Source organism: Promicromonospora sp. NPDC059942, from assembly GCF_042731755.1.
In the GTDB taxonomy this organism is placed as follows: Bacteria; Actinomycetota; Actinomycetes; order Actinomycetales; family Cellulomonadaceae; genus Promicromonospora.
The window spans coordinates 81271-107510 of record NZ_JBHWLR010000004.1; the positions used below are offsets into that span (position 1 = coordinate 81271).

Genomic DNA, 26240 nt, shown 5'->3' on the forward strand with positions numbered 1-26240 from the left:
CCGAGGCGGGGCGCCCGTCGCGCGGGCGCCCCACCTCGGTCGCGGCCGGTCAGTACTCGCGGGTGGGCAGCGCTTCCTTCGCCGCCTCCTGGTCGAACGCCTCGTCCTTGACGACGATGCGCTTCTCGACCTCCTCGCCGGCGAGGACCTTCTTGGCGATGTCCGCCAGGTCCGGGCCGAGCAGCGGGTTGCACTCGACGATGTAGTTGATCTTGCCGTCGGCGAGCGCCTGCATGCCGTCCTTGACGGCGTCGATCGTGATGATCTTGATGTCCTCGCCCGGCGTCAGGCCGGCGGCCTCGATCGCCTCGATCGCGCCGAGGCCCATGTCGTCGTTGTGCGCGAACACGAGGTCGATGTCGTCGTGGGCGTTGAGGAAGCCCTCCATGACGGTCTTGCCCTCGGCGCGCGTGAAGTTGCCGGTCTGGCTGTCGATGATCTCGATGTCGGAGCCCTCGATGGCGGACTCGAAGCCCTCCTTGCGGTCGATGGCCGGCGCGGCGCCGGTGGTGCCCTGGAGCTCGACCGCCTTGTAGCCCTCGCCGTCGTACTGCTCGACGGCCCACTTGCCGGCCGTCTCGCCCTCGAGCACGAAGTCCGAGCCGATGAACGACTCGTAGAGGGTCTCGTCGCTGGAGTCGACGGCGCGGTCCGTGAGGATCACGGGGATGCCGGCCGTCTTGGCCTCCTGGAGCACGGCGTCCCAACCGGTCTCGACCACCGGGGAGAACGCGATGACGTCCACACCCTGCGTGATGTAGGAGCGGATCGCCTGGATCTGGTTCTCCTGCTTCTGCTGCGCGTCGGAGAACTTCAGGTCGAAGCCGTTCTCCGCGGTGAGCGTGTCCTGGATCGACTTGGTGTTGGCGGCGCGCCACCCGGACTCCGCGCCGACCTGCGAGAAACCGAGCGTGATGACGCCGTCGTCGGCGGCGCCGGTCTCACCGCCACCGCCGGTCTGGGTGCCGGCGTCCGAGCTGCACGCACCGAGTGCGAACAGCGCGGCTGCCGACACTGCGGCCAGAACGGTACGGGTCAGGGTCGTGCGTGCCATGTCTCCTCCTTGAGATCCCGCACGGCATCGTGCGGGTGCTAGCGGCGTGGTGCCCGTTGGAATGTTAGCGCTCACAAATTCGGACCGAAAGTGGAGGACGTCACATTCCAGTAACGAGTCTGTCTCGTTTGCCCCAGTAACGGAACGGAACAAGCCAACTGGTGCGATCCAGACATTGCTCGCACACCTCCGCCTTCCGGCGGTCCGGGAGGTCATCCCGGCGGCGGATCCCAGAGGCGGACGCGCCGTGTTCTGCTGGACCCGAAGGCACGACAACGGGAGACAGCCATGGAGATCGGCCTCGCCGAGGAGTACTTGCTCCTCGCCCTCGACGACACCTCGGGCCGGCCGCTGATCGGCGCGCCGCAGCTGCAGTTCGCGCTGGCCGGGGCGGCCGTCGCGGAGCTCATGCTGCGGGGCGCGCTCGACGTCTCGGACGGCGTCGACGGCGGGCAGAAGGGCAGGTTCCGGGTGACCGGCCGGGCCACGCCGTCGGACCCGCTGCAGCACGAGATCCTCGCGCTGCTGGACGGCCGCAAGCCCAAGGACGCGATCCGGAAGATCGGGCAGGGCAGCTTCGCCCGGACGCTGCGCGAGACGCTGCAGCAGGCGCTGGCCGCGCGGGGCGTGCTGCGCGAGGAGCAGGTCAAGGTGCTCGGGCTGTTCCCCAGCACCACGTGGAAGTCGCACGACCCGGCACCGGAGGCCGCCGTCCGCGAGCGGGTGCTGGCCGCCCTGACCGGGAGCGCGGACCTGGACGAGGCGACGGCGGCGCTGATCTCGCTGCTGCACGCGACGGACCTGGTCCGCAGGCTCTTCCCCGACCAGGACCGGCGGGAGCTGAAGCGGCGGGCGAAGGAGATCGCCGACTCGGAGTGGGCGGGCGCGGCGGTGAAGCGGGCGATCGACGAGCTCAACGCGGTGCTGATCGCGGTGCTGGCGTCAACGACGGCCGCAACAACGGCGGCTACCACCTGACCCACCCACCCACTTCGTTGAGTGCTGGCTATTTGTTGCTCAGAAGGCTCTGGAGCAACAGATAGCCAGCACTCAACGAGGGCGTCGCCTGGTCAGAGGGACTGGGCCAGGCGGTAGTACGCCGCGTTGTGGCGCACCTGGTCCGCGAAGCCGCGGCGCGTCGTGTCCTCGTCGATGACCAGCAGCTCGGTGCGCGCGATGTTCGCGAACACCTCGAACGCCTCGATGCCCGCGGCGGTCGACATGACGGTGTGGTGCGCGCCGCCCGCCGTCAGCCACGACTCGGCGGAGATCTCGAACGACGGCCGGGGCGCCCACATGGCCCGGGCCACGGGCAGGTTCGGCAGGTCGCGCGGCGGCGTGACGACGTCGACCACGTTGGCCGTGAGGCGGAACCGGTCGCGCATGTCGGCGAGCGACACCACGACGGCGCCCTCGACGGCGTCCGCGGAGAACACCATGCGGACAGGGTCCTCCTTGCCGCCGATGCCGAGCGGGTGGATCTCGATGCGCGGCGTCGTGGTGGTCAGCGACGGGCAGACCTCCAGCATGTGCGCGCCGAGGATCAGCTCGGAGCCGGGGGTGAGGTCGTAGGTGTAGTCCTCCATGAGGGACGCGCCGCCCGGGAGGCCCTCCCCCATCACCTTGGCCGCGCGGACGAGCACGGCGGTCTTCCAGTCGCCCTCGGCGCCGAAGCCGTAGCCCTTCTCCATCAGGCGCTGGACCGCCAGGCCGGGGAGCTGGCGCAGGGCGCCGAGGTCCTCGAAGTTGGTGGTGAACGCCTTGGCGCCGGCCGCCTCCAGGAAGCCCTCCAGGGCGATCTCCTGGCGCGCGGCGTAGCGCAGCGACTCGTGCCGCTCGGCGCCGGCGCGCAGCTCGGGGGCGACGTCGTACTTGGCCTCGTACTCCGCGACGACGGCGTCGATCGCGGACTCCTCGACGGCGTCCACCGCCGCGACCAGCTCGTTGACGCCCCAGGTGTTCACCGAGACGCCGAACCGCAGCTCGGCCTCGGTCTTGTCGCCCTCGGTGACCGCGACGTTGCGCATGTTGTCGCCGAACCGGACCAGCTTGAGCTCGTGCGTCGCGGCCCAGCCGGCCGCGCCGCGCACCCAGGTGCCCACCCGGCGGGTGACGGCCGGGTTGGAGACGTGCCCCACCACCGTGGTCCGCGCGACGCCGAGCCGCGTGGCGATGTACGCGTACTCCCGGTCGCCGTGCGCGGCCTGGTTGAGGTTCATGAAGTCCATGTCGATCTCGTCCCAGGGGAGCTCGACGTTGGCCTGCGTGTGCAGGTGCAGCAGCGGCTTGCGCAGCGCGTCCAGCCCCGCGATCCACATCTTCGCGGGGCTGAAGGTGTGCATCCAGGTCACGACACCCAGCACCTGGTCGTCGCCGTTGGCGTCGAGCATGGCGCGGCGGATGGCGGCCGAGTCCTTCAGGACGGGCTTCCACACGACCTTGACCGGCACGTCGGACGACGCGTCCAGGGCGCGGGCGACCTCCTGGGACTGCTCCGCGACCTGGGCCAGGGTCTCCTCGCCGTAGAGGTCCTGGCTCCCCGTGAGGAACCAGACCTCACGGTCCGCGTAGGGCTTGGTGCTCATGCCTGTCCTTCCGTGGTGGTCGCGGCCTGCTGGCCGTAGACGTTCTGGTAGCGGTCGTAGAGGGCGTCGATGTGCTGCTGCTCGATCGGCACGGGCTCGCCGAGCTGGCGGGAGACGTGCACCGTGCGGGCGACCTCCTCGACCATCACGGCGGCCTTCACGGCCGCGCGCGCGTCCTTGCCGATGGTGAACGGGCCGTGGTTGCGCATGAGCACGGCGGGGCTGCGGTGACCACTGAGGGTCTCGACGATGCCGCGGCCGATCGAGTCGTCGCCGATGATCGCGAACGGCCCCACGGGCACGGGCCCGCCGAACTCGTCGGCCATCATCGTCAGCACGCAGGGCACCTCCTCGCCGCGCGCGGCCCAGGCCGTCGCGTAGGTCGAGTGCGTGTGCACCACGCCGCCCACCTCGCGCATGTGCGTGTACACGTAGGCGTGCGCCGCGGTGTCCGACGACGGCGCGCGGGTCCCGTCCACGAGGTTGCCGTCCAGGTCGCACACCACCATGTCGGCCGGCGTGAGGTCGTCGTAGGAGACGCCCGACGGCTTGATGACGAACAGGTCGGCGCTGCCGTCCGGCACCTCGGTGTTCGGCACCCGCTGCGACACGTTGCCCGCGGTCCAGACCACGAGGTCCCAGCGCGGCAGCTCCGCGTGCAGGTCCGAGACGACGCCGCGGACGCGCGCCACCTCCTCCTGGACGGCCGGCGAGTAGTCGGTCAGTGTCTTGCTCATCAGTCGCTCTCCTGCGTCGTGTCTCGGGTGCGGAGCGCGGCGACGGCGGCGCGCTCGACCGCCAGGCCCGCGCTGTAGCGCTCCAGGAAGGCGGCGTAGCCCGCCACGTCGTCGGCGTCCGGCTCGACGACGTCGAGCGCGGCGTCCGCGAACACCTCGGTGCCCAGGTAGGTGCCCAGGTCCTGCGCCGGGGCGGCCGCGCCGGCCGCGGACGCCCGGTAGGCGGCCAGCACGGCGATGCCCCAGGCACCGCCCTCGCCGGCCGTGCGGCCCACGGCCACCGGCGCGCCGAGCGCGGCGGCCAGCAGGCGCTGGGCCACGCCCGCGGTCTTGAACATGCCGCCGTGCGCGAACATCGCGTCCAGCTCGACCCGCTCCTGGGCGAGCACGCGCATGCCGAGGCTCAGGGTGCCGAACGCGCTGTACACCTGCGTGCGGGCGAAGTTGGCCAGCGTGAGCCGGCTGTCCGGCGTGCGGGTGAACAGCGGGCGCCCGGCCTCCAGGCCCGTGATGGGCTCGCCGGACAGGTAGTTGTAGGCGAGCAGGCCGCCGCCGTCGGCGTCGCCGTCCAGGGCGGACCGCAGGAACGCCTCGAAGACGGCGCCGGGCTCGGCCGGCTGCCCCAGGGCGGCCGCGAACTGGCCGAACACCTCGGCCCAGACGCCCAGCTCGCTCGCCCCGTTGTTGCAGTGCACCATCGCCACGAGGTCCCCGGCGGGGGTGGTGACGAGGTCCAGCTCGTCGTGCACCCGCTCCAGCGGCTGCTCCAGGACGACCATCGCGAAGATGCTGGTCCCGGCGCTCACGTTGCCGGTGCGCGGCGCCACCGAGTTGGTCGCCACCATGCCGGTGCCGGCATCGCCCTCGGGCGGGCACAGCGGGATGCCCGGGCGGAGCGTGCCGCTCGGGTCGAGGAGGGCGGCGCCCTCCTCGGTCAGGACGCCGGCGTCCGCGCCCGCGGGCAGGACGCCGGGCAGCAGGTCCGCAAGGCCCCGGCCGAACCCGTGGCCGGAGGCCGCCTCGTCGAACTGCGCCAGCATCCGCTGGTCGTAGCCCTTGGTCGCCGCGTCGATCGGGAACATGCCCGAGGCGTCGCCCACGCCGAGCACGTGCTGCCCGGTCAGCAGCCGGTGCACGTACCCGGCCAGCGTGGTGACGTGCCGCACCTGCGGCACGTGCGCCTCCTCGTCGAGGATCGCCTGGTACAGGTGCGCGACCGACCAGCGCAGCGGGATGTTGTGCCCGAACAGGCCGGTCAGCTCCGTGGCCGCGCGCTCGGTGGTGGTGTTGCGCCAGGTGCGGAACGGCACCAGCAGCTCGCCGGCGTCGTCGAACGCCAGGTAGCCGTGCATCATCGCCGAGACGCCGAGGGCGCCCACGGTGGTGGGCCGCACGCCGTACTGCCGCTCGACGTCGGCCAGCAGCGCGGCGACGGACTCCTGCAGGCCGGTCCGGACCGCCTCCAGCGAGTAGGTCCACACGCCGTCGACGAGCTGGTTCTCCCAGTCGTGGCTGCCGCTCGCGAGCGGCGCGTTGTCCGGTCCGACGAGGCACGCCTTGATCCGGGTGGAGCCGAGCTCGATGCCGAGGGCGGTCCGCCCCTGCTCGATCGCCTCCCGGTGGCCGGCGAGCTGCCCCGCTCCTTCGTCCTGCCGCTCCACCATCGTGGACCGCTCCGTCCTGCCCGCACCGTCGCGAGGCGTAGCTCGTGTCTCCGTCGTTCGGCCGCCCTGAGGGCAACCCGCTCACCGCCTCGGCGATGTTAGCGCTCACACGATACCTGCCCTACAACGCTGTACCCAAGCCGGTCCCCCGGCACATGTCAGACCCCCAGGTCACCCGAGGGACCTGGGGGTCTGACACGTGCGGGGCGGCGCTCATCGCCCGGTACGGCCGGCTGAGCCGGAGGTGCAGCGCAGGGTAGGGGCCGAGGAACGAGGCACCTGCCCGGAGCGGAACCGCAGACTCAGCCGCACGACAAGCAACGAGTGCGTCGGCGTCAGCCCCCGTTCACCTCGAAGCCCTGCTCGGTGCCGTACGAGACGTTCTCCTCCTGCCAGGCGGCGAGGCCGTCCAGCAGCGACGACTTGTCGAGGTAGGCCTGGCCCACGGTGTCCGCGAAGATGCTGTTCGCGTACGACTGCCACGGCAGGTACTGCCAGCCCTCGTTGACGTCGGCCGCGCCCGCGGCGAGCACCTCGTTGATCTTCTGCCCGCCGAAGTACTCGGACTCGTAGCCCAGGAACTCCGGGGACTCCAGCTGCTTCACGGTGGCGGGGAAGCCGCCCGTCTCCATGAAGGCGTCGATCGACTCGTCGCTCGAGTTGAGCCACTTGAGGAAGCCGGCCGCGAGCAGCTTGTTCTCCGCCGCGCCCGGGATGGACTCGGCGCTGCCGCCGTTCTCGGCGTTGGTGGGCGTGCCGTCGTAGGTCGGCATCGGGGCGACGCGCCACTTGCCCTTGCCGTCCGGGACGCCGTCCTCCAGGATGCCGGGCATCCACGCGCCGAGCGCGACCGAGCCGATGGTGCCGTCGTTCAGGGCGGCGTACCACTCGTCGCTCCAGCCCGGGAGCTGGCACAGCAGCTCGTCGTCGATGAGCGGCTGGTACATGTCGGCCCACTTGGTGGTGCCCTCGTCGGCCAGGTCGATGGTCACGGCGCCGTTCTCGGTGTGGAACGGCTTGCCGCCGGCCTGCCAGATCATGCTGGTGGTGAAGCCGGCGTCGCCCGTGTCGTTGCCGATGCAGGTGTCGGGGTCGTTCTGCTTGATCTTCCGGGCGGCGTCGATGTACTCGTCCCAGGTCGTGGGGACCTCGACCCCGGCATCGTCGAACACGTCCTGGTTGTAGAAGAACGCCATGGGGCCGGAGTCCTGCGGCAGGCCCCAGATGCCCTGCTGCGAGACCGCGCCCCACGTGGACGGCGTGTACAGGTCCTCCAGGTCGGCGAACCCGAACGCGGTGAGGTCCACGAGCTGGCCGGGGAGCTGGAACTGCGGGATGGACTGGTACTCGATCTGGACGACGTCGGGCACGCCGGTCCCGGCGGCGATCGCGTTCTGCAGCTTGGTGTTGGCGTCGCCGGCGCCCACCGTGTCCACGAGGGTCACGTCGACGTTCGGGTACGCCTTCTCGAACGCCGCGACCTGCGTCTCGGCCTGCGGGGTCCAGGTCCAGTACGACATGCTGCCGCCCTCCTGGAGCGCGGCCTCGATCTCGTCGGCGTTGGCACCCTCGGAGGCGCCGCCGCCACCGTTGTCGTCCCCGCCACCCGAGCAGGCGGTGAGCGAGGCTGCCATCAGAGCGGCCAGGGCGCCGAGCGCGACCCGGCGGTTACGGGTGATGGTCATGGTCTTCCTTCTTCCACATCGTTGTAGTTCAGGTCTTGCGACGTCGGCGGGGCCGACCTCGCCTATGCCTTGACGCTGCCCGCGCTCAGGCCGGACTGCCAGTAGCGCTGGAGCACCAGGAACACGACGACGATCGGCACGATCGTCAGGAACGATCCCGTGATCACCAAGTTGAACACCGGCTGGGCGCCGATGCCCGACGCATCCGCCAGCCACTGGTACAGGCCCAGCACCAGCGGGTACAGGTCCGGGTCGTTGAGCATGATCAGCGGCAGGAAGTAGTTGTTCCACGTGGCGACGATCGCGAACAGCGCCACCGTCACGATGCCCGGCGCCAGCAGGCGCAGCGAGATCGTGAAGAAGGTGCGCCACTCGCCCGAGCCGTCGACCCGGGCCGCCTCCAGGATCTCGGTGGGCACCGCCTCCGCCGAGAACACCCACATGAGGTAGAGCCCGAACGGCGAGACGAGCGACGGCAGGATCACCGCCCACATGGTGTTGGTCAGGCCCCACTGGCTGAACAGCAGGAACGTGGGCACCGCGAGCGCGGTGCCGGGCACGGCGATCGCCCCGAGGATCACGGCGAACACCGCGTTGCGCCCGCGGAACCGGTACTTGGCCAGGCCGTACCCGGCGGCGGTCGCCAGGACCGTGGCGCCGCCGGCGCCCACGACCACGTAGACCAGCGTGTTGCCGAACCACTTCAGGAAGACGCCGTCGTCGCGCGTGAGCACCGCCTGCACGTTGTCGAAGAACGCGAAGTCGCCCGAGAACCACAGGCCGAACGAGCTGAGCAGCTCGGGCTGGGTCTTGGTGACGCTGAACAGCATCCAGGTCAGCGGGAGGATCGAGTAGATCAGCAGCGCGCCCAGCAGGACGGTCAGGGTGATCGACTTACGGGGACGGTGGTACGAGTAGCCGGCCATCAGATCTCCCTCCGGGTCCCGCGGAGCTGCACCACGTACGCGACGATCGCGGTGACCACGCCCATCACGATCGCGACAGTTGCGGCATAGCTCACCTGGTTGCCCACGAAGCTCAGGTTGTAGGCGTAGATGTTCGGTGTGTAGTAGGTCGAGATCAGCGCCGGTTCGATCTGTTTCAGGACGGTCGGCTCGGTGAAGAGCTGGAAGCTGCCGATGATCGAGAAGATCGTCGCGATCACCAGGGCCCCGCGGACGGCGGGGATCTTGATGGACCGCACGATGCGGAACTGGTTGGCGCCGTCGATGGCCGCCGCCTCGTAGATCTCGAGCGGCACCGTCCTGAGCGCCGCGTACAGGATCAGCATGTTGTAGCCCACGAACTGCCAGGTCACGATGTTGCCGATCGCGGTGAGGATCCACTGCTTGGTGTACGGGTCGATGAGCGGGAAGCCCACCAGGTCGTTGACGCTCCCGGTGAGACCCAGCCGGTCGTCGTACATGAAGCCCCACATCAGGACCGCGACGACGCCGGGCACGGCGTACGGCAGGAACAGCGCCACGCGGAAGAGCCTCTTGCCGTGCAGGCGGCCGCTGTCGATCGCGAGCGCGGCGATCAGGGCGACCGCCAGCATGATCGGCACCTGCACCACGAGGAACAGGGTGACCCGCCCCACTCCGTCCCAGAGCTTCGGGTCGCCGAAGGCGGTCACGTAGTTGGCGAACCCCGCGAAGGTCGTACCGCCCATGAGCTGGTTGCGGAACAGGCTCAGGTACATCGAGTAGACCAGCGGGGTGATGAGCATCAGCGCGAACACCACCAGGAAGGGCGTCACGAAACTCCAGCCGGCCGCGGAGACGCGGCGGCTCGGTGGGCGGCGACCGGGCACGGCCACACCCCTTTCCCCGGACGACGGCGTCCGGAATCACCTGGACGGCTATGTCCTGGAACGCGCCGGACGACGTTGCCCGACGACGGGAATGTGAACGTAAACATCCTCGTGCGCGGTGACTCTGCCACTGCCTCGCGGACGTGTCAACGCCATCTGAGGCAACGTTCTGAGAAAGGTATACGGGGCGTCCGGGGCCGGTCAGGGCGGGCCGCAGGTCGGGCGGGCCGCCGGTCAGAAGGGCCGGCCGGCAGAGAGGGACTGCCCGTCAGAGACGCGGGGCCGCCGCGCTCCTGCGGACCACCAGCTCGGGCGCGATCAGCTCGGCCGCAGGCCTGCCGCCGTCGACCGCCGCGAGGAGCAGGGCCACGCTCCGCCGACCGAGGTCGACGAACGGCTGGCGGACGGTCGTCAGCGGCGGGATGAAGTGGCCGGAGCCGTCGACGTCGTCGAAGCCGACCACCGACACGTCGTCCGGCACGGAGACGCCGCACTCCCAGAAGGCGCGCAGCAGGCCGAGCGCGAGCTGGTCGTTGGCGGCGAAGACCGCCGTGGGGCCGGTGCCGGAGCGGACGCGCTGGGCCAGGTCGAGGCCCACCATGTAGCCGCGGTCCGCGGTCCAGCCCGCGACGACGGGCTCGGGTACGGGCAGGCGGTGCTCGGTGAGGACGGCGCGCCAGGACTCCTCGCGCTCGACGGCGTCCAGCCAGTCCTGCGGGCCCGCGACGTGCAGGATCTGCCGGTGGCCGAGCTCGATCAGGTGCTCGACGGCGAGCCGGGCCCCGGCCCGCTGGTCCACGGACAGCGGGATCACCGGGACGTCGGGCTGGAGCTCGCGGGCGGCGATGAGGACCACGGGCACGGGCGCCTGGAAGGACTCCACGGCGTCGGCCACGTCGCTGTGCGGCGCGATGACCACGATGCCCTCGACCGCCTGGTCCATGAAGTGTTCGAGGGCCTTGTGCAGGGTGGCGCCGTCGTACTGCCGCAGCGTCGCGACGCTGACGTACCAGCCCTGCTCCCGCGCCGCCTCCTCGACCGCGATCAGCGTGCTCGACGGGCCGAACAGCGGCGACCCGGTGGTCACCACGCCCACCGTGGCCGACCGGGCCGTGACCAGGGCGCGCGCCGCGCTGTTGCGGCGGTAGCCGAGCTCGGCGATCGCCTCCAGCACCCGCTCACGCGTCGCCGGGCGCACGCTCCGGTGGCCGTTGAGCACCCGCGACACGGTCTGGTGGGACACGCCGGCGAGCGCGGCGACGTCGGCCATGGCCGGCGGCCGCGTCGTCGCGGGTCGAGAGATGGTCACGGGAGGAATCATCCACCCAGCTCACGGGCGCGGTCACGCGCCGCGGTGGCGGCGGTCAGGAACGAGGCGCGCACGCCGCCGTCGTCCAGGGCTCGCAGGGCGGCCGCCGTGGTGCCGCCGGGCGAGGTGACCTTCTCGCGGAGGATGACGGGGTGCTCCCCGGTCTCGTCCATGAGACGGGACGCGCCGAGCAGCGTCTGGATCGCGAGGCGCCGCGCGACGTCGCGCGTCAGGCCGAGCAGCACGCCGGCCTCGGCGAGCGCGTCGGCCACGTAGAAGATGTACGCGGGGCCGGAGCCGGAGATCGCCGAGACGGCGTCCAGGTCCTTCTCCGCGGCGCGGACCACCGCGCCCGTGCCGGCGAACAGGTGCTCGACGGCCTCGAGGTGGACCTCCGTGGCGGCGGCGCCCGGCGCGATCGCCGTGATGCCCGCGCCGATCGCGGCGGGCGTGTTCGGCACGGTGCGCACCACGGCGACGCCGGCCGGCAGCCGCCGCTCGTAGAACGCCGAGGGGTGGCCGGCCGCGACGGTGACGACGACGGCGGCCGGGTCGATCGCGGACGCGATCTCGTCGAGCAGCGCGCCGACGTCCTTCGGCTTCACGCCGACGAGCACGATGCCCGCGCCCTGGACCGCGGCTACGTTGTCGCTGGTGGTGGCCACCTGATAGGTCTCGCGCAGGTGCTGCGCCTTGGCCTCGGTACGCACGGTGGCGACGACGTCGGACGCGGCCCAGCCCGCCGACAACGCACCCGCGAGCACCGCCTCGCCCATGTTCCCGGCCCCGAGCACTGCAAGTCGCTGGTTCACCACACCATTGTCCCCCGGCGCGCGGGAACGAGGTGCCGCACCCGTCCGGGTGCGGACGGGTCCGGCCGAGACCCCGTCACAGGGGGAACGCCGTGTAGAAGTCCTCCATGACGTCGGCCGGGCCGGTCGCCTGCAGCACCGCGGTCCCGTTCTGCCACACCACGACGGTCTTGCCGCCGTCGGCCGGCACGAACGCGTACTGCCCCACGACCTTCTTGCCGACCTTGACGTCGCCCGTCCGGTCGGCCTCGCCTGCGGACGCGGTCCAGGCCGCGGCGCCGGTGGCCGCCTCGTCCTCCGTGGCCCACTGGCCGGCCACGACCGCGACCTCGACCGAGTCGCCGTCGGAGTACTCGGCGTTCCAGGCCTCCAGCGCGCCCTCGCCCTTGGGCTCCTTGGCCTCGGTGAGCGAGCCGAGCGCGAGCTGCAGCACCGCCGACGGCAGGGCCTTCTGGAACGCGGTCTCCTCGCCGCTGCGGTCCATCGCCTTGACCGTGGGCGTCGGTACCGGCGCCGTGACGGTCACCGTGGGCACCGGCTCCGGCGTCGCCGCGGAGCGCCAGAAGCCGGGCCACGCGAAGCCGGCCAGGAGGACCAGCACGAGCACGATGACGAGCACGCCCACGAACACGACGAGGCGACGGCGCCGGTACACGGCAGGCGACGCCTTCCTCGCGGCCACCGATGCGGTCGCACCGGTGCGCGGTGAGTTCACGCGCTGGTCGGTCATGTCTGGCTCCCCCGTGCTACGTCCATCGGATACCTCACGATGGCTCATCCGAGACCTTATGTCGCGCCACTGACATCGGCAGGGAGGCACGCCCGGCGGGAGAGGGTGAGGGGCGGGTGGCTTCGGCGGAACCGCAGGCTCAGGGGCCGGGCGCTCAGCGGGGCCGCGCCGCCGCCTGGGTCAGCGGGAGCAGCACCGCGAACGCGGCCGCCGCGACCGCGCACGCCGCGAGGTGCCCGCCCGCGTACGCGACGAGCCCCGCGTCCCAGGGCAGGCCCGGGCCGAGGCGCCCCTCCGTCGCGGCGGCAGCCAGGACCGACAGCACGGCGGCCGGGACCGCGGCGACGCCGAGCACGACCGCGACGAGCCGGGTCGGCAGGGCGGTACTGCCGAGCGGGTCGTCCTCGGGCCGGTCCGCCCACCCGGCGGGCGTCGCGACCCCCGCCAGCGCCGTCCACAGCACCACGACGAGGACCGCGGCGACGACGTCCGACGGGCGGTGCCAGCGGTCCGCGATCGTCGCGAGGCCCATGGCGCAGGTCAGAATGGCGCCCGCGAGCGCCGTCGCGGGCCGCCAGCGGCGGGGCGCGACGAGCAGGAGCGCCGCCCAGGCCGCCGCGACGACGGTGACGTGGCCGCTGGGCAGGGTGTTGATGTCGCGGTTCCACTCCCCGACGAGGCCGGTCCGGTAGAACACGCCGTCCTTGATGACCTGCGTGGTCAGGTTCGAGCCGAGGATCACGGCGGCGGCCAGGGCGGTGGCGCCCCACCTGCGCCGGGCCAGCCCGACGCCGCACACGGCGAGGAAGCCGGTCACGAGCCACGGCGGCGAGCCGAGCAGCAGCACGGGCTCCACCGGCCGGTTGACCACGTCCTGGAAGAGGTCGGCCGTGACGAAGACCCGCTCCTCGACCCGCTGCCCGGGCCACGTGGTGACCATCGCCCACCAGACCAGCAGGGTCCCGAGCGCCGCGGCGAACGCGACCGTGAGCGCGGCCAGGCGGGTCGTCGAGGGAGGCGCGCCGCGCGAAGGGGCGGGCTGCGGAAGGTCTGCGCCGGTGCGCGACCCGGCGGGGCGCACCATGCGCCCGTCGGTGGCCGGCATGGTCGCAAACTACCTGGCGAGAGCGCTCGACGCGGCCGCCCGAGGGGGTACGGCACGGGTGATCTTCGGCCGGTGTCAGTGGTGGCACGTACGGTTCCCCTCGTGACCTCATCGACCTCCAAGAAGGCCCGGCCCGCGTACCGGTGCACCGAGTGCGGCTGGACCACCGTCAAGTGGGTCGGCCGCTGCGGGGAGTGCCAGGAGTGGGGCACCGTGACCGAGGACGGACCGGCGGCGAGCGGGCCGCGCACCGCCGCCGTCTCCCCCGCCCGCGCGCCCGCCCGGCCCATCGCCGACATCGACGTGGAGTCGGCGCGCGCCAACCCGACGGGCGTCGGCGAGTTCGACCGGGTCCTCGGCGGCGGCCTGGTGCCCGGGGCCGTGATCCTGCTCGCGGGCGAGCCGGGCGTCGGCAAGTCGACCCTGCTGCTCGCTGTCGCGAGCAACGTGGCCGACGGCGCGCTGGGCCCCGACGGGTTCGAGTCGCCCCGCACGGTGCTGTACGTGACGGGCGAGGAGTCGGCCGGGCAGGTGCGGCTGCGGGCCGAGCGGATCGGGGCACTCTCGCGCACCCTGCTGCTGGCCGCGGAGACGGACCTCGGGACGGTGCTGGGGCACCTGGAGGCGAACCAGCCGGACATGCTGATCGTCGACTCGGTGCAGACCATCGCGTCCGCGCAGGTGGACGGGGCTCCGGGCGGTGTCTCGCAGGTGCGGGAGGTCGCCGCGGCGCTGATCGCCGTGGCCAAGGAGCGGCAGATCCCGACCATCCTCGTGGGGCATGTGACCAAGGACGGCTCCGTGGCCGGCCCCCGCACGCTGGAGCACCTGGTCGACGTGGTCTGCCAGTTCGAGGGCGACCGGCACTCGCGCCTGCGCATGATCCGCGCGGTGAAGAACCGGTACGGCCCCACGGACGAGGTGGGCTGCTTCGACCTGTCCGAGGACGGGATCGTGGGGCTGCCCGACCCGTCCGGGCTGTTCCTGTCACACGCCGGCACGGGGGTGGCCGGGTCCTGCATCACGGTCACGCTGGAGGGACGCCGTCCGCTCGCCGTCGAGGTGCAGGGGCTCGTGGCGCCCAGCCCCCTGAACAACCCGCGCCGTGCGACCAGCGGCGTGGACTCCAGCCGGCTGGCGATGATCCTCGCCGTGCTCCAGCGGCACGGCGGGCTGCGGCTCGCCGACCAGGACGTCTACGCCTCGACGGTGGGCGGCGTCCGGATCAGCGAGCCGGCGTCCGACCTCGCGGCCGCCCTCGCGCTGGTGTCCGCGCGGACCGGGAAGCCGCTGCCCGGCGCCACGGTCGCGGTCGGGGAGGTGGGACTGGCCGGGGACCTGCGCCCCGTCGCCGGGCTGGACCGCCGCCTGGGCGAGGCCGCCCGCCTGGGGTTCGCCCACGCCGTCGTGCCGCACGGGACCGGGGTCAAGGCACCCGAGGGGCTCCAGCTCGTCGAGGCGACGCACATCCGCGACGCGGTGGAGTGGGCGCAGGGCCTAGGCCGTCGAGGTGACAACACCATGGACGACAGATGACCGGTTCATGAAACCAACTGCTTGCCCCCGAGGGCACAGCGTAGGATTTCTTCGTGGCCACGACCTCCTCGCACACTGACGAGCTGCTCCGTGAGACCCTGGCCGCCGTCGCGCCCGGGACCGAACTTCGCGACGGACTAGAACGCATCCTGCGCGGCCGCACCGGCGCGCTCATCGTGCTCGGTCTCGACCCGGTCGTCGAGCAGATCTGCTCCGGCGGCTTCTCGCTCGACGTCGACTTCTCGGCCACCCGCCTGCGCGAGCTGTCCAAGATGGACGGCGCCGTCGTGCTCGACCGGCACGCCACGCGCATCCGCAAGGCCGCCGTGCAGCTGCTGCCCGACCCGACGATAGAGACCACCGAGTCCGGCACCCGGCACCGCACGGCCGAGCGCGTGGCCAAGCAGACCGGGTTCCCTGTCATCTCGGTGAGCCAGTCCATGCGGATCGTCGCCCTCTATGTGGGCGGCCAGCGGCACGTGCTGGAGGACTCGGACACGATCCTCGGCCGCGCCAACCAGGCGCTCGCGACGCTGGAGCGCTACCGCGCCCGCCTCGACGAGGTATCCGGCACGCTGTCGGCGCTGGAGATCGAGGACCTGGTCACCGTGCGCGACGTGTGCTCCGTGGTGCAGCGCCTGGAGATGGTGGGGCGCATCTCCGACGAGATCGCCGGCTACGTGATCGAGCTCGGTGTGGACGGCCGCCTGCTGGCGCTCCAGCTCGACGAGCTGATCGGCGACGTCGGCTCCGACCGCGAGTTCGTGATCCGCGACTACGTGCTCAGCCGCAAGGACCGCACGCTCGCCGACGTGCAGGCGGAGCTCTCCGCGCTCACGTCGCAGGAGCTGCTCGATATGAGCCAGATCGGCCGGATCCTGGACCTGCCGGGCGGCGGGGACGCGCTCGACGCCGCCGTCGCGCCGCACGGCTACCGGCTCCTGTCCAAGGTGCCGCGCCTGCCCAGCGTCACCATCGAGCAGCTCGTGGGGCACTTCAGCAGCCTGCAGAAGCTCCTTGCCGCGAGCGTGGACGACCTCATGTCGGTCGACGGCGTGGGCGAGCAGCGCGCCCGGACGATCCGCGAGGGGCTGTCTCGGCTCGCCGAGTCGAGCATCCTCGAACGCTACGTCTGACCCACTCCCTCCCGCCCCGCCCCGCGCGCCGAGTCAGCCGGTTGGTCCGACCACCCACCTGACTCACCCCCGGCCGACTCCCGAGTCAGCCGGTTGGTCCGACCACCCACCTGACTCGCCCCCGGCCGACTCCCGAGTCAGCCGGTTGGTCGGTCCACCCACCTGACTCACCCCCGGCCGACTCCCGAGTCAGCCGGTTGGTCCGACCACCCACCTGACTCGGCATCGACGTGGAGCTGAGTCAGCCGGACGGTCCGGAGATCACGGGCTCGACGGCTCGGCCTTCTCGTCGGTGTCCGGCTCCGCGTCGGTGTCCGCTCCCTGCTTCCCGCTCGCGTCGGTGTCCGCTCCCTGTTTCCCGCCCGCGTCGGTGTCCGGCTTCCCGGAACCGCTCGGCGACGCGCCCCCGGACGGTTCGCCCGACGACGACCCGGACGGCGAGGGCGAACCGGACGGCTGCGGCACCGTGTACGTCAGCCGCACGACGTCGCTGGCCGCCCCCTCGACACCGGCGAGCGTGACCTGCGCCGTGTACTCCCCGGCCGTCGGCTTGGGCTGGTCGGCCGCGCAGCCCGGCGCCGAGCGCGCGTCGGACCAGCTCACGTTCGTCACGTCGACGTCGCCCGGCCCGAGGAGCAGCAGCCGCTCCTCGTCCTGGTCGGCGCAGTCCGCCGACGACCAGGCCCGCTCCGCCGTCTGCTCGCCCAGCTCGCCCTCGTACACGGTCACGGCGAGACCGTGCCGGGGCGCCTCGACCAGGCACTGCACCTGACCGGTGTTCCGCACCGACACGGTGAACCTGACGGGCACCCCGGGCGTCACCGCCGTGCGGTCGGCCGCGAGCCCCACGTCGAGGTCATCGGGCGTGCACGGCGCGGCCGCGGCGTTCGGGTCCACGGGCTCGGGCGGGCTCAGCTTCTCCGCCAGGATCGGCGGGTCCGGGTGCGGCCACGTCACCGCGACCCCGATCCCGCCCAGCGCCACCACGGCCAGCACCGCGATCAGCCGCCCCGGCCGGCGGGGGCGTCTGCCGGACGGGCGCTGCTCCACCGCGACCCGACCCAGGGACCACTCGGCCCGTTCCGGCGCACTGACCACCTGCTCGACCCCCAGAAGCTGTTGCGACACCTACGGCCTGACGTGCTCCGCCGGCCGCGGCACCAAAGTACGACTCCGCGCGGGGCCCGGGCGGCAGCCGCGCCGCCGAGTCGGTCACATGTCCGACTTCACTGCCCGGCCGGGCCGCGCCGGGCCGAGCTGGACCGCGCCGCCCGCGCCACGCCCGCGGCCCATCGCCCGCCCGGCCGCGCCAGGCCCGCCGCCCGCCGCCCACGCCCGCGGCCCATCGCCCGCCCGCCCGCACACCACCACCCACCGGGTCGGCCGGACCACCGCCCGTGCGGCAGGATGAGTCCCCGTGACAACAGCGGAGGCGACGCGACGTACCGGGGTGCGCTCCAGCGTCGTGCAGTGGTTCGACGGCGCCGCGCGCGACCTGCCCTGGCGGGCGCCGGACCGCACCGCGTGGGGCGTGCTGGTGAGCGAGGTCATGCTGCAGCAGACCCCCGTGGTGCGCGTCGAGCCCGCGTGGCACGCGTGGCTGGAGCAGTGGCCCACGCCCGCGGACCTGGCGCAGGCTCCGACCGCCGACGTGCTGCGCGCCTGGGGCCGCCTCGGCTACCCCCGCCGCGCGCTGCGCCTGCAGGAGTGCGCCCGGACGATCGTCGAGCGGCACGACGGCGTGGTGCCGCGCACCGAGCCCGAGCTGCTCGCCCTGCCCGGCGTCGGCGAGTACACGGCCGCCGCGGTGCTGGCGTTCGCCTACGGCAAGCGGTCCGTGGTGGTCGACACGAACGTGCGGCGGGTGCTGGCGCGGGCGGTCGGCGGGTCGGCGCTTCCCGCGCCGTCGTACACGGCCGCCGAACGGGCGCTGGCGACGTCGCTCGCCCCCGAGGGCGACGCCGACGCCGCGCGGTGGGCCGCCGCCTCGATGGAGCTGGGCGCGCTGGTCTGCACCGCGAAGGCGCCGAAGTGCGGTGCGTGCCCCGTCGCCGGGCTGTGCGCGTGGCGCCGTGCCGGCTCGCCCCCGGACGCGCACGCCGACAAGCGCCGCACCCAGGCCTGGGCGGGCACCGACCGGCAGGCGCGCGGCCGGGTGATGGCGGAGCTCCGGCACGCGTCGGAACCCGTGGACCGAGCCCTGCTCGCGGGCCTGTGGCACGACCCGGCCCAGCTCGACCGCGCGATCGCCGGCCTCGTCGAGGACGGCCTGGCCGAGCAGGACGACGCCGGCCGCCTGCACCTGCCCCGGTAGCGCGGGGTCAGAGCTCCAGCAGCATCCGCGAGTTGCCCAGCGTGTTGGGCTTCACGCGCGCCAGGTCGAGGAACTCGGCCACGCCCTCGTCGTACGAGCGCAGCAGCTCGGTGTACACCTCGGGCGTCACGGGTGTGCCGTCGATCTCCCGGAACCCGTGCGCGGCGAAGAAGTCGACCTCGAACGTGAGGCAGAAGACCCGGCTCAGGCCCAGCGCGCGGGCCCGCTCGACCAGCGCCTCGAGCAGCGCGTGCCCCACCTTGCGGCCGCGCCAGTCGCGGTGCACGGCCAGCGTGCGCACCTCGGCGAGGTCGTCCCACATCACGTGCAGCGCCCCGCAGCCGACGGCGGAGCCCGGCGTGGCGGGGTCGGCCGCCACCAGGAACTCCTGGACCGCCTCGAAGTACCCGACCATCTCGTACGGCCGGAGGATGCGCTCCTGGCTCAGCGGCTGGACGAGGTCGCGGATGGTGCGCACGTCGGCGGGAAGGGCGGGTCGGATCACGGGCACTGCCGGCGCCTCGGGTGTCGTCACGGCGACACACTACGGCGGGCGGACGCAGCGGGTGACGTGCGGGTGACATCTGGACGGCACCGCACGCCCCTTACCTGGTGAAACGAATGGCAAACCGGAAAGTGAGCGAGAGAACATCCCAACACACCCTCGCCACAAGGGCAAAGGTCTTGCCAAGTCACGGAATGCGTGGTGAGTTTGGCGCATGGCCTCTACACGCCTGACCGCAGAAGCGAGGACCCAAGCACTGGCTGCGCTCGAAGCCAGCGTCAGCCCCGCCGCAGAGCTCGACGTGCTGGTGATCGGGGGCGGCGTCACCGGCGCCGGCATAGCCCTCGACGCGGTCACGCGGGGGCTGTCGACCGCGGTCGTCGAGGCACAGGACTGGGCGCAGGGCACGTCCAGCCGCAGCAGCAAGCTGGTGCACGGCGGCCTCCGCTATCTCCAGATGCTCGACTTCGCGCTGGTGCACGAGGCGCTCACGGAGCGCGACCTCCTGCTACGGGACCTCGCACCGCACCTGGTGCGGCCGGTCCCGTTCCTGTATCCCCTGGAGCACCGGGTCTGGGAGCGCGCCTACGTGGGCGCCGGCATCGCACTGTACGACGTCCTCGCGACGCTGACCCCCGGCCGCCGGCCGATGCCGTTCCACCGGCACCTGAGCCGCCACCAGATGGAGGCCAAGTTCCCGGACCTGGCCCACGACGCCGCCGTCGGGGCCGTCCAGTACTGGGACGCGTCGGTCGACGACGCCCGCCTGGTCGCGACCCTGATCCGCACGGCAGCGAGCTACGGGGCGCACGCCGCCAGCCGGACCCAGCTGGTCAGCCTGACGCAGGGCGCGACCGGCGCCGTGAACGGCGCGGTGGTCGTGGACCTGGAGACGGGCAAGGAGATCACCGTCCGGGCACGGTCCGTGATCAACGCGACCGGCGTGTGGACCGAGGACACCGAGGCCCTGGCCGGCTCGGAGGGCGGGCTGCGCGTGCTCGCCAGCAAGGGCGTGCACCTGATCGTCCCGCGCGAGCGCATCCGGGGGCACGTCGGGCTGATCCTGCAGACGGAGAAGTCCGTGCTGTTCGTCATCCCGTGGTCCCGGTACTGGATCATCGGCACCACGGACACCCACTGGAGCCTCGACCCGACCCACCCCGTGGCCACGAGCACCGACATCGACTACGTGCTGGACCACGCGAACGCGGTGCTCGCACACCCCCTGACCAGGGAAGACGTCATCGGCACCTACGCGGGCCTGCGCCCGCTGCTGCAGCCGGGCACCAAGGCCGGCACGAGCAGCTCGAAGGTCAGCCGCGAGCACACCGTCGCGTCGCCGACGCCGGGCCTCACCGTCGTCGCGGGCGGCAAGCTCACGACGTACCGGATCATGGCCAAGGACGCCGTGGACTTCGCGATCGGGCAGCGCGCCGCCGCGCTGCCGTCGATCACGCACCAGATCCCGCTCACGGGCGCCGTCGGGCTGCGCGCCGTCCAGCGCCAGGCGCGCACCTGGGGCAAGCGGTTCGGCTGGTCGCCCCCGATGCTGGACCACCTGCTCCACCGGTACGGCGCCAACCTCGCCGAGATCGTGGAGCTGTGCGACGCCGACCCGTCGCTGGCCAAGCCGCTCGAGCACGCCTCCGCCTACCTGCGCGCCGAGGTGCACTACGCGGTGAGCCACGAGGGCGCCCTCCACCTGGAGGACGTGCTCGGTCACCGTACGCGGCTGGTCTACGAGGTGGCGGACAGCGGCACGGCGGCCGCAGACGAGATCGCCGCCGTCGTCGGCCCGCTGCTCGGCTGGGACGCGTCGGACACCGAGCGTGAGGTCAGCGCCTGGCGGGCGCGCATCGACGCGGAACGCCAGGCCGCGGAAGAGGCCGACGACGAGGGCGCCGAGCGGGCGCGCCTGACCACACCGGACGTGGCGGCCATGCAGCCGCTCCGAAACTAAGGAAAGACGAGGCCAACTACTACTCACAGCCGACGGGTCGCCCCTGAGGGACCGCCGGGACTACCTCCGTACGCCGACAGAGCTGTCGGCAGAAAGCGAGTCAGCGATGAACGCATTCACGGACATCATCGTGCCGGAGTTCCTGGGCACGATGATCCTGCTCCTCGGCGGTGCCGGTGTGGTGGCGAACGCCATCCTGCCCAAGAACAAGGGCTTCAACGGCGGCTGGCTGATGATCAACTTCGGGTGGGGCCTCGCGGTGTTCGCGGGTGTCTTCGTGTCGCTGAAGTCCGGCGCGCACATCAACCCGGCAGTCACCCTCGGCATCCTGGCCAGCGGGGCCGAGGAGTTCGCCCCGGGGGTCGCCGCCGACTTCGGCAACATGCTCATCTACTGGGTGGCGCAGCTCTGCGGCGCCTTCGTGGGCGCGATCCTCGCGTACCTGGCGTACAAGCAGCACTTCGACCAGGACGCCGACCCGGCCGTGAAGCTGGGCGTGTTCTCCACGGGCCCGGCGATCCGCTCGTACACGTGGAACTTCGTCACCGAGGTCATCGGCACGTTCATGCTGGTCTTCGTCATCCTGTCGTTCGCCAACTGGCCCGGGGACATGGGACCGCTGGCCGCCGCCCTCCTCGTGACCGGCATCGGTGCGAGCCTCGGTGGTCCGACGGGGTACGCGATCAACCCGGCACGTGACTTCGGCCCGCGGATCGCCCACTTCGTCCTCCCCATCCCGGGCAAGGGGTCGAGCGACTGGGCCTACTCGTGGGTCCCGGTGCTCGGACCGCTGGTCGGCGGCGCGCTGGGCGGCCTGCTCGCCGCGTCCCTCTGAGCCGAACCTCAGGCAGACCTCGACACAGACAAGGGAGTCAACTCCGATGGCTGACTACGTACTCGCGATCGACCAGGGCACCACGAGCACCCGGGCGATCGTGTTCAACCACGCCGGGACCATCGTGTCCAGCGGCCAGATCGAGCACGACCAGATCTTCCCCAAGGCCGGCTGGGTGGAGCACAAGCCGGACCAGATCTGGGACAACACCCGCCAGGTCGTGGGCCTCGCGCTGACCAAGGCGAACATCAACCACACCGACCTCGCCGCGGTGGGCATCACCAACCAGCGCGAGACCACCGTGGTGTGGGACAAGACGACGGGCAAGCCCGTCTACAACGCGATCGTCTGGCAGGACACGCGCACGCAGGCGATCGTCGACGAGCTCGCCGGCTCGGAGGGCGCGGACAAGTACAAGGCGATCGTCGGACTGCCGCTCGCCACCTACTTCTCCGGCCCCAAGGTGAAGTGGATCCTGGACAACGTGGAGGGCGCCCGCGAGGCGGCCGACCGCGGTGACCTGCTGTTCGGCAACACGGACGCGTGGGTCCTGTGGAACATGACGGGCGGGGTCGACGGCGGCGTGCACGTCACCGACGTCACGAACGCGTCCCGCACCATGCTCATGGACCTGGACACCCTGTCCTGGCGCGAGGACATCGCGGCGGACATGACCATCCCGCTCTCCATGCTCCCCGAGATCCGCTCCTCCTCCGAGGTGTACGGCACCGGACGCCCCCGCGGCATGGTGCCCGGCGTGCCCATCGCGGGCATCCTCGGCGACCAGCAGGCGGCGACGTTCGGCCAGGCGTGCTTCGAGGTCGGCACCGCGAAGAACACCTACGGCACAGGTAACTTCATGCTGCTCAACACGGGCACGGAGAAGGTGCCGTCCGAGAACGGCCTGCTCACCACGGTCTGCTACAAGATCGGCGACAGCGCGCCGATCTACGCGCTGGAGGGCTCCATCGCCGTTACGGGCTCGCTGGTCCAGTGGCTCCGCGACAACCTGGGCCTGTTCACCGACGCACCGGACGTCGAGTGGTACGCCCGCAAGGTCGAGGACAACGGCGGCGCGTACTTCGTGCCCGCCTTCTCCGGCCTGTTCGCCCCGTACTGGCGGCCCGACGCGCGTGGTGCGCTGGTGGGCCTGACCCGGTACGTCAACCGGAACCACATCGCGCGGGCCGCCCTGGAGGCCACGGCCTACCAGACCCGCGAGGTCATGGACGCCATGAAGGCGGACTCCGGCGTGGAGCTCACCGAGCTCAAGGTCGACGGCGGCATGGTCGCCAACGAGCTGCTCATGCAGTTCCAGGCCGACCAGCTCGGCGTCGACGTCGTGCGCCCCGTCGTCGCGGAGACCACCGCGCTCGGCGCCGCGTACGCGGCGGGTATCGCCGTCGGCTTCTGGAAGGGCGAGTCGGACGTCACCGCGAACTGGGCCGAGGACCGGCGCTGGTCGCCGGACATGGACGACAAGGAGCGCGACCGGCTGTACCGGAGCTGGAAGAAGGCCGTGACGAAGACCTTCGACTGGGTCGACGCCGACATCGGCTGACCGCACCACCACGTGTCAGACGCCCAGGTCACTCCGGTGACCTGGGCGTCTGACACGTTTTGGGGCGACGGCGTCAGGGAGCCAGGAACCGGCGCGCCGTCTCCACGAGCGTCGCCTTCTCGCCCTGCGCCGTGAACCCCTCGTCGACCGCGACGCGTCCGAGGAACCCGTCCGTGAGCAGGTACAGCCACGAAGTGATCCGGTCCGGGGTCAGGTCGGTCCGGATCTCGCCGGCCCGCTGGGCCCGCTCGACCCAGGGCCGGATCAGGTCGTGCTGGGCCCGCGTGTCCTCGTCGAGCCGGGCCGCGACGTCCGGCAGGTGCATGACGCCGCCCACCGCGCGCACGAACCCGGGCATCCGGGGTTCCGCGGCGTCGTCGGCGCCCTGCCGGACGATGTCGAGGACGACGCCCAGGGCGTCCGTCCGGCCCGCGTACCGCTCCTCGGCGTCGCGCGCCTCCTGGGTGCCGAGCGTCAGGATCGCGAGCAGGACGTCCAGCTTGGTCGGGAAGTAGTGGAAGAACGTGCCCGACCCGATGCCCGCCTGCCGGCAGATCGCCGCAGTGGTGGTGCCGTCGTAGCCGCGCTCCGCGAAGACCGTGAGCGCGGCGTCGATGATGACCAGCCTGCGTGCCTCGTGCCGTTCGGGGTCAACGGTCCGTGCCACGCGCGTCCTCGGTCGCGGCCGTGCGGCGCACCTGGATCCGGTCGTCCCGGACGCGCGCCACCAGGCCGAGCGCGGCCAGGTCCTCGTCCGCCTGGCGGCGGGCGGCGGCGTCCTTGCGCTCCTCCAGCCGACGGCGGAGCACCTCGTGCTCGGCGGGCGTGAAGCCCGGCCGGCCGTCCACCCAGCGCTCGAACTGCTGCTCGTGCGGGTCGGCGTCGTGCCAGGGCCAGCCGTGCCGGGTCAGCGCCTGGCGCACCTTCTCGACCGAGAGGGTGTCGGTGTCGAGGCGGACGCGCAGGCCGCCGTCGGGCCGCAGGAGCACCAGGTCCTCCTTGTCCCGGAACGCCGCGCCGACGTCGGACCGCTCGACCCACACCTCGCGCTCCTCCTGCCGGTGCTCGACGTGGTCGTCGGCGACGGTGAGCACCGGCGCCTCCCCGACCGTCATGAAGGCGATGAAGCCGCCACCCAGCAGGCCGAGCCCGCCCAGGATGCCGAGCGTCCAGGGCAGGGGCAGCGACTCGATCAGCGTGAGCAGCCGCGGCACCGGCAGCGGCGTCGCGTCGATCAGGCCGGCGATCCCGCCCGCCAGCGGCGCGGCGAACCAGCCGAGCAGGAGGCCGAGCACGAGCACGGCCAGGCCGAGCACGGCGGGGAGCGCGGGCGGCTGGCGTACCTCGGTGGTCGTCATGAACCAATTATTAGAGCAGCCACTCCACTAATGCAACGAATATCGCGGACGCGGCGCTGCGACGGTGGAGCGTGCGGTCGTAGGCTCGGCCCGTGCCCATCAGCTACACGCTTCCCGGCGTCCATGTCACCGACCACTCGGTCGACGTCCCGCTCGACTGGTCCCAGCCCGACGGGTCCCCCACGATCTCCGTGTTCGCGCGCGAGCTCGTCGACCCCACCCGCCGCACCGAGGACCTGCCGCTCCTCGTGTTCCTCCAGGGCGGCCCCGGCGGCAAGGGTCCCCGCCCCACCGGCCCGGACGGCTGGGTGGGCACGGCGCTCAAGCGGTTCCGTGTGGTGCTCCTCGACCAGCGCGGCACCGGGCGGTCCAGCGCCGTCCGGGCGGAGGCCCTGAACGCCCTCGGCACGCCCGCGCAGCAGGCGGAGTACCTGACGCACTTCCGCGCCGACAACATCGTGCGCGACGCCGAGCACGTCCGGAAGACGCTCTTCGACGGACGGCGCTGGACCTCGCTGGGCCAGTCGTACGGCGGCTTCATCACCATGACGTACCTGTCGTTCGCGCCCGAGGGCCTCAACGCGAGCCTCGTGACCGGCGGCCTGCCGGGCCTGACGGCGTCGGCCCGGGAGGTCTACGAGCGCACCCAGCCGCGCGTGGTGGCCAAGAACGAGCGGTTCCGCGCGCGCTACCCGCACGTCACCAAGGCCCTCGGCCGGATCGCCGACCGCCTCGCGGCCGGCGGCGTGACCGAGCCCGGCGGCGACCCGCTCACCGTGCGGCGGTTCCAGACGCTCGGCATGGACTTCGGCATGCAGCCCGGGTTCGAGCGCGTGCACTGGATCATCGACGAGGCGTTCGACTCCCCGCACGGCGGCCCGCTCAGCGACACGTTCCGCGCCACGGTCGCGGCCGAGACGTCGTTCGCGACCAACCCGCTGTACGCCCTGCTCCACGAGTCGATCTACGCCCAGTCCCACACGGGCCCCACCGCGTGGGCGGCCCAGTCCGTGCGCGACGCCGACCCGGCGTTCGGCGAGGACGCCCGGCCGCTGCTGCTGACCGGCGAGATGATCTACCCCTGGATGTTCTCCGAGATCAGCGCCCTGCGGCCGTTCGAGGCCGCGGCCGACGCCCTCGCCCAGCGGCAGGACTGGGGCGACCTGTACGACCTGCACCGGCTCGCGGACAACGACATCCCGGTCGAGGCCGCCGTGTACTTCGACGACATGTTCGTGGACTCGTCCCTGTCGCTGGAGACCGCGGCACACGTGGGCAACGTCGAGCCGTGGGTCACCAACGAGTTCGAGCACGACGGGCTGCGGCTCGGCGACGTCCTGCCGAAGCTGCTGGACCGCCTGGACGCCCGGGGCGGCCCGCTGACGTCGCCGGAGTAGGCCGTAGCGCCGTCTGGCGCTGCCTCCTCCCCTTTGAGGCCCGGGTTTTTTTTTTTTTCGGTCGGTTCCAGAAGAGAAAGGCGGGGATCAAAAAGGGGATGCGCGGGGGGGTCTAAGCCAGTCCTCCGTCCTGTCGGGGGACAA

The 26240-nt window shown here is 72.1% G+C and carries 23 protein-coding genes; 8 read left to right on the forward strand and 15 right to left on the reverse strand.

Annotation, left to right across the window (positions count from 1 at the left end; genetic code table 11):
- Positions 1-49 precede the first annotated feature (49 nt).
- Positions 50-1054, reverse strand: coding sequence for an ABC transporter substrate-binding protein (locus ACFV9Q_RS07720; protein ID WP_377233906.1), 1005 nt, complete (start codon positions 1052-1054; stop codon positions 50-52).
- 288 nt (positions 1055-1342) lie between these two features.
- Here ACFV9Q_RS07720 and ACFV9Q_RS07725 point away from each other — a divergent pair, with 288 nt between their 5' ends.
- A complete protein-coding gene (locus tag ACFV9Q_RS07725) occupies positions 1343-2032 on the forward strand; it encodes a GPP34 family phosphoprotein (protein ID WP_377233907.1) in 690 nt (229 codons plus the stop codon).
- Between the two features lie 92 nt (positions 2033-2124).
- On the opposite strand, the gene araA is transcribed toward ACFV9Q_RS07725, so the two are convergent.
- The 10 genes from araA to ACFV9Q_RS07775 form a co-directional block, all read right to left on the reverse strand.
- Positions 2125-3639: an L-arabinose isomerase gene (gene araA, locus ACFV9Q_RS07730; protein WP_377233908.1), complete on the reverse strand. Its 1515-nt coding sequence runs from the start codon at positions 3637-3639 to the stop codon at positions 2125-2127.
- On the reverse strand, positions 3636-4376 hold the full coding sequence (locus ACFV9Q_RS07735) for an L-ribulose-5-phosphate 4-epimerase (protein WP_377227712.1): 741 nt from the start codon (positions 4374-4376) through the stop codon (positions 3636-3638). The genes araA and ACFV9Q_RS07735 overlap by 4 nt, the downstream gene beginning before the upstream one ends.
- A complete protein-coding gene (locus tag ACFV9Q_RS07740; protein WP_377233909.1) occupies positions 4376-6040 on the reverse strand; it encodes a xylulokinase in 1665 nt (554 codons plus the stop codon). Before ACFV9Q_RS07740 ends, ACFV9Q_RS07735 begins: the two co-directional genes overlap by 1 nt.
- A gap of 335 nt (positions 6041-6375) precedes the next feature.
- The gene (locus tag ACFV9Q_RS07745; RefSeq protein WP_377233910.1) at positions 6376-7725 is read right to left on the reverse strand and encodes an ABC transporter substrate-binding protein; all 1350 of its coding nucleotides are present in this window, start codon (positions 7723-7725) and stop codon (positions 6376-6378) included.
- Positions 7726-7787: 62 nt separating this feature from the next.
- A complete protein-coding gene (locus tag ACFV9Q_RS07750; protein WP_377233911.1) occupies positions 7788-8651 on the reverse strand; it encodes a carbohydrate ABC transporter permease in 864 nt (287 codons plus the stop codon).
- Positions 8651-9544 carry a carbohydrate ABC transporter permease gene (locus ACFV9Q_RS07755; RefSeq protein WP_377233912.1) on the reverse strand — a complete coding sequence of 298 codons (894 nt, stop codon included), beginning with the start codon at positions 9542-9544 and terminating at the stop codon, positions 8651-8653. The genes ACFV9Q_RS07750 and ACFV9Q_RS07755 overlap by 1 nt, the downstream gene beginning before the upstream one ends.
- Positions 9545-9806: 262 nt before the next feature.
- The gene (locus tag ACFV9Q_RS07760) at positions 9807-10808 is read right to left on the reverse strand and encodes a LacI family DNA-binding transcriptional regulator (RefSeq protein ID WP_377234168.1); all 1002 of its coding nucleotides are present in this window, start codon (positions 10806-10808) and stop codon (positions 9807-9809) included.
- A gap of 47 nt (positions 10809-10855) precedes the next feature.
- On the reverse strand, positions 10856-11659 hold the full coding sequence (proC, locus tag ACFV9Q_RS07765) for a pyrroline-5-carboxylate reductase (protein WP_377233913.1): 804 nt from the start codon (positions 11657-11659) through the stop codon (positions 10856-10858).
- A 76-nt stretch (positions 11660-11735) separates the two neighbouring features.
- Positions 11736-12389: a hypothetical protein gene (locus tag ACFV9Q_RS07770; RefSeq protein WP_377233914.1), complete on the reverse strand. Its 654-nt coding sequence runs from the start codon at positions 12387-12389 to the stop codon at positions 11736-11738.
- Between the two features lie 154 nt (positions 12390-12543).
- A complete protein-coding gene (locus tag ACFV9Q_RS07775; RefSeq protein ID WP_377233915.1) occupies positions 12544-13494 on the reverse strand; it encodes a phosphatase PAP2 family protein in 951 nt (316 codons plus the stop codon).
- Positions 13495-13596: 102 nt separating this feature from the next.
- Here ACFV9Q_RS07775 and radA point away from each other — a divergent pair, with 102 nt between their 5' ends.
- Both radA and disA read left to right on the forward strand, forming a co-directional pair.
- Positions 13597-15030, forward strand: coding sequence for a DNA repair protein RadA (radA, locus tag ACFV9Q_RS07780; protein ID WP_377233916.1), 1434 nt, complete (start codon positions 13597-13599; stop codon positions 15028-15030).
- 53 nt (positions 15031-15083) lie between these two features.
- Positions 15084-16166 carry a DNA integrity scanning diadenylate cyclase DisA gene (gene disA, locus ACFV9Q_RS07785; protein ID WP_285100798.1) on the forward strand — a complete coding sequence of 361 codons (1083 nt, stop codon included), beginning with the start codon at positions 15084-15086 and terminating at the stop codon, positions 16164-16166.
- 261 nt (positions 16167-16427) lie between these two features.
- On the opposite strand, the gene ACFV9Q_RS07790 is transcribed toward disA, so the two are convergent.
- Positions 16428-17294 carry a hypothetical protein gene (locus tag ACFV9Q_RS07790; protein ID WP_377233917.1) on the reverse strand — a complete coding sequence of 289 codons (867 nt, stop codon included), beginning with the start codon at positions 17292-17294 and terminating at the stop codon, positions 16428-16430.
- 289 nt (positions 17295-17583) lie between these two features.
- Between ACFV9Q_RS07790 and ACFV9Q_RS07795 the strand changes: the two genes are divergently transcribed.
- Complete coding sequence (locus ACFV9Q_RS07795) at positions 17584-18480, forward strand: A/G-specific adenine glycosylase (RefSeq protein ID WP_377233918.1); 897 nt, start codon at positions 17584-17586, stop codon at positions 18478-18480.
- 7 nt (positions 18481-18487) lie between these two features.
- Here ACFV9Q_RS07795 and ACFV9Q_RS07800 read toward each other — a convergent pair whose 3' ends face one another.
- Entirely contained in the window at positions 18488-19015 is a 528-nt protein-coding gene (locus tag ACFV9Q_RS07800; RefSeq protein WP_377227701.1) for an amino-acid N-acetyltransferase, read from the reverse strand.
- 184 nt (positions 19016-19199) lie between these two features.
- On the opposite strand from ACFV9Q_RS07800, the gene ACFV9Q_RS07805 reads away from it, so the two are divergent.
- The 3 genes from ACFV9Q_RS07805 to glpK all read left to right on the forward strand — a co-directional run bounded on the left by ACFV9Q_RS07805 (position 19200) and on the right by glpK (position 23341).
- Positions 19200-20945 carry an FAD-dependent oxidoreductase gene (locus ACFV9Q_RS07805; RefSeq protein WP_377227700.1) on the forward strand — a complete coding sequence of 582 codons (1746 nt, stop codon included), beginning with the start codon at positions 19200-19202 and terminating at the stop codon, positions 20943-20945.
- A gap of 106 nt (positions 20946-21051) precedes the next feature.
- Positions 21052-21780 (forward strand): MIP/aquaporin family protein, encoded by a 729-nt coding sequence (locus ACFV9Q_RS07810; protein ID WP_377233919.1) that lies wholly within the window; start codon positions 21052-21054, stop codon positions 21778-21780.
- 46 nt (positions 21781-21826) lie between these two features.
- Positions 21827-23341, forward strand: coding sequence for a glycerol kinase GlpK (gene glpK / locus ACFV9Q_RS07815; protein ID WP_377233920.1), 1515 nt, complete (start codon positions 21827-21829; stop codon positions 23339-23341).
- A 73-nt stretch (positions 23342-23414) separates the two neighbouring features.
- Here glpK and ACFV9Q_RS07820 read toward each other — a convergent pair whose 3' ends face one another.
- Complete coding sequence (locus ACFV9Q_RS07820; protein WP_377233921.1) at positions 23415-24008, reverse strand: TetR/AcrR family transcriptional regulator; 594 nt, start codon at positions 24006-24008, stop codon at positions 23415-23417.
- Complete coding sequence (locus ACFV9Q_RS07825; protein WP_377233922.1) at positions 23992-24699, reverse strand: hypothetical protein; 708 nt, start codon at positions 24697-24699, stop codon at positions 23992-23994. The genes ACFV9Q_RS07820 and ACFV9Q_RS07825 overlap by 17 nt, the downstream gene beginning before the upstream one ends.
- Before the next feature lie 92 nt (positions 24700-24791).
- Between ACFV9Q_RS07825 and ACFV9Q_RS07830 the strand changes: the two genes are divergently transcribed.
- Positions 24792-26096 (forward strand): alpha/beta fold hydrolase, encoded by a 1305-nt coding sequence (locus ACFV9Q_RS07830; RefSeq protein ID WP_377233923.1) that lies wholly within the window; start codon positions 24792-24794, stop codon positions 26094-26096.
- Positions 26097-26240 lie beyond the last annotated feature (144 nt).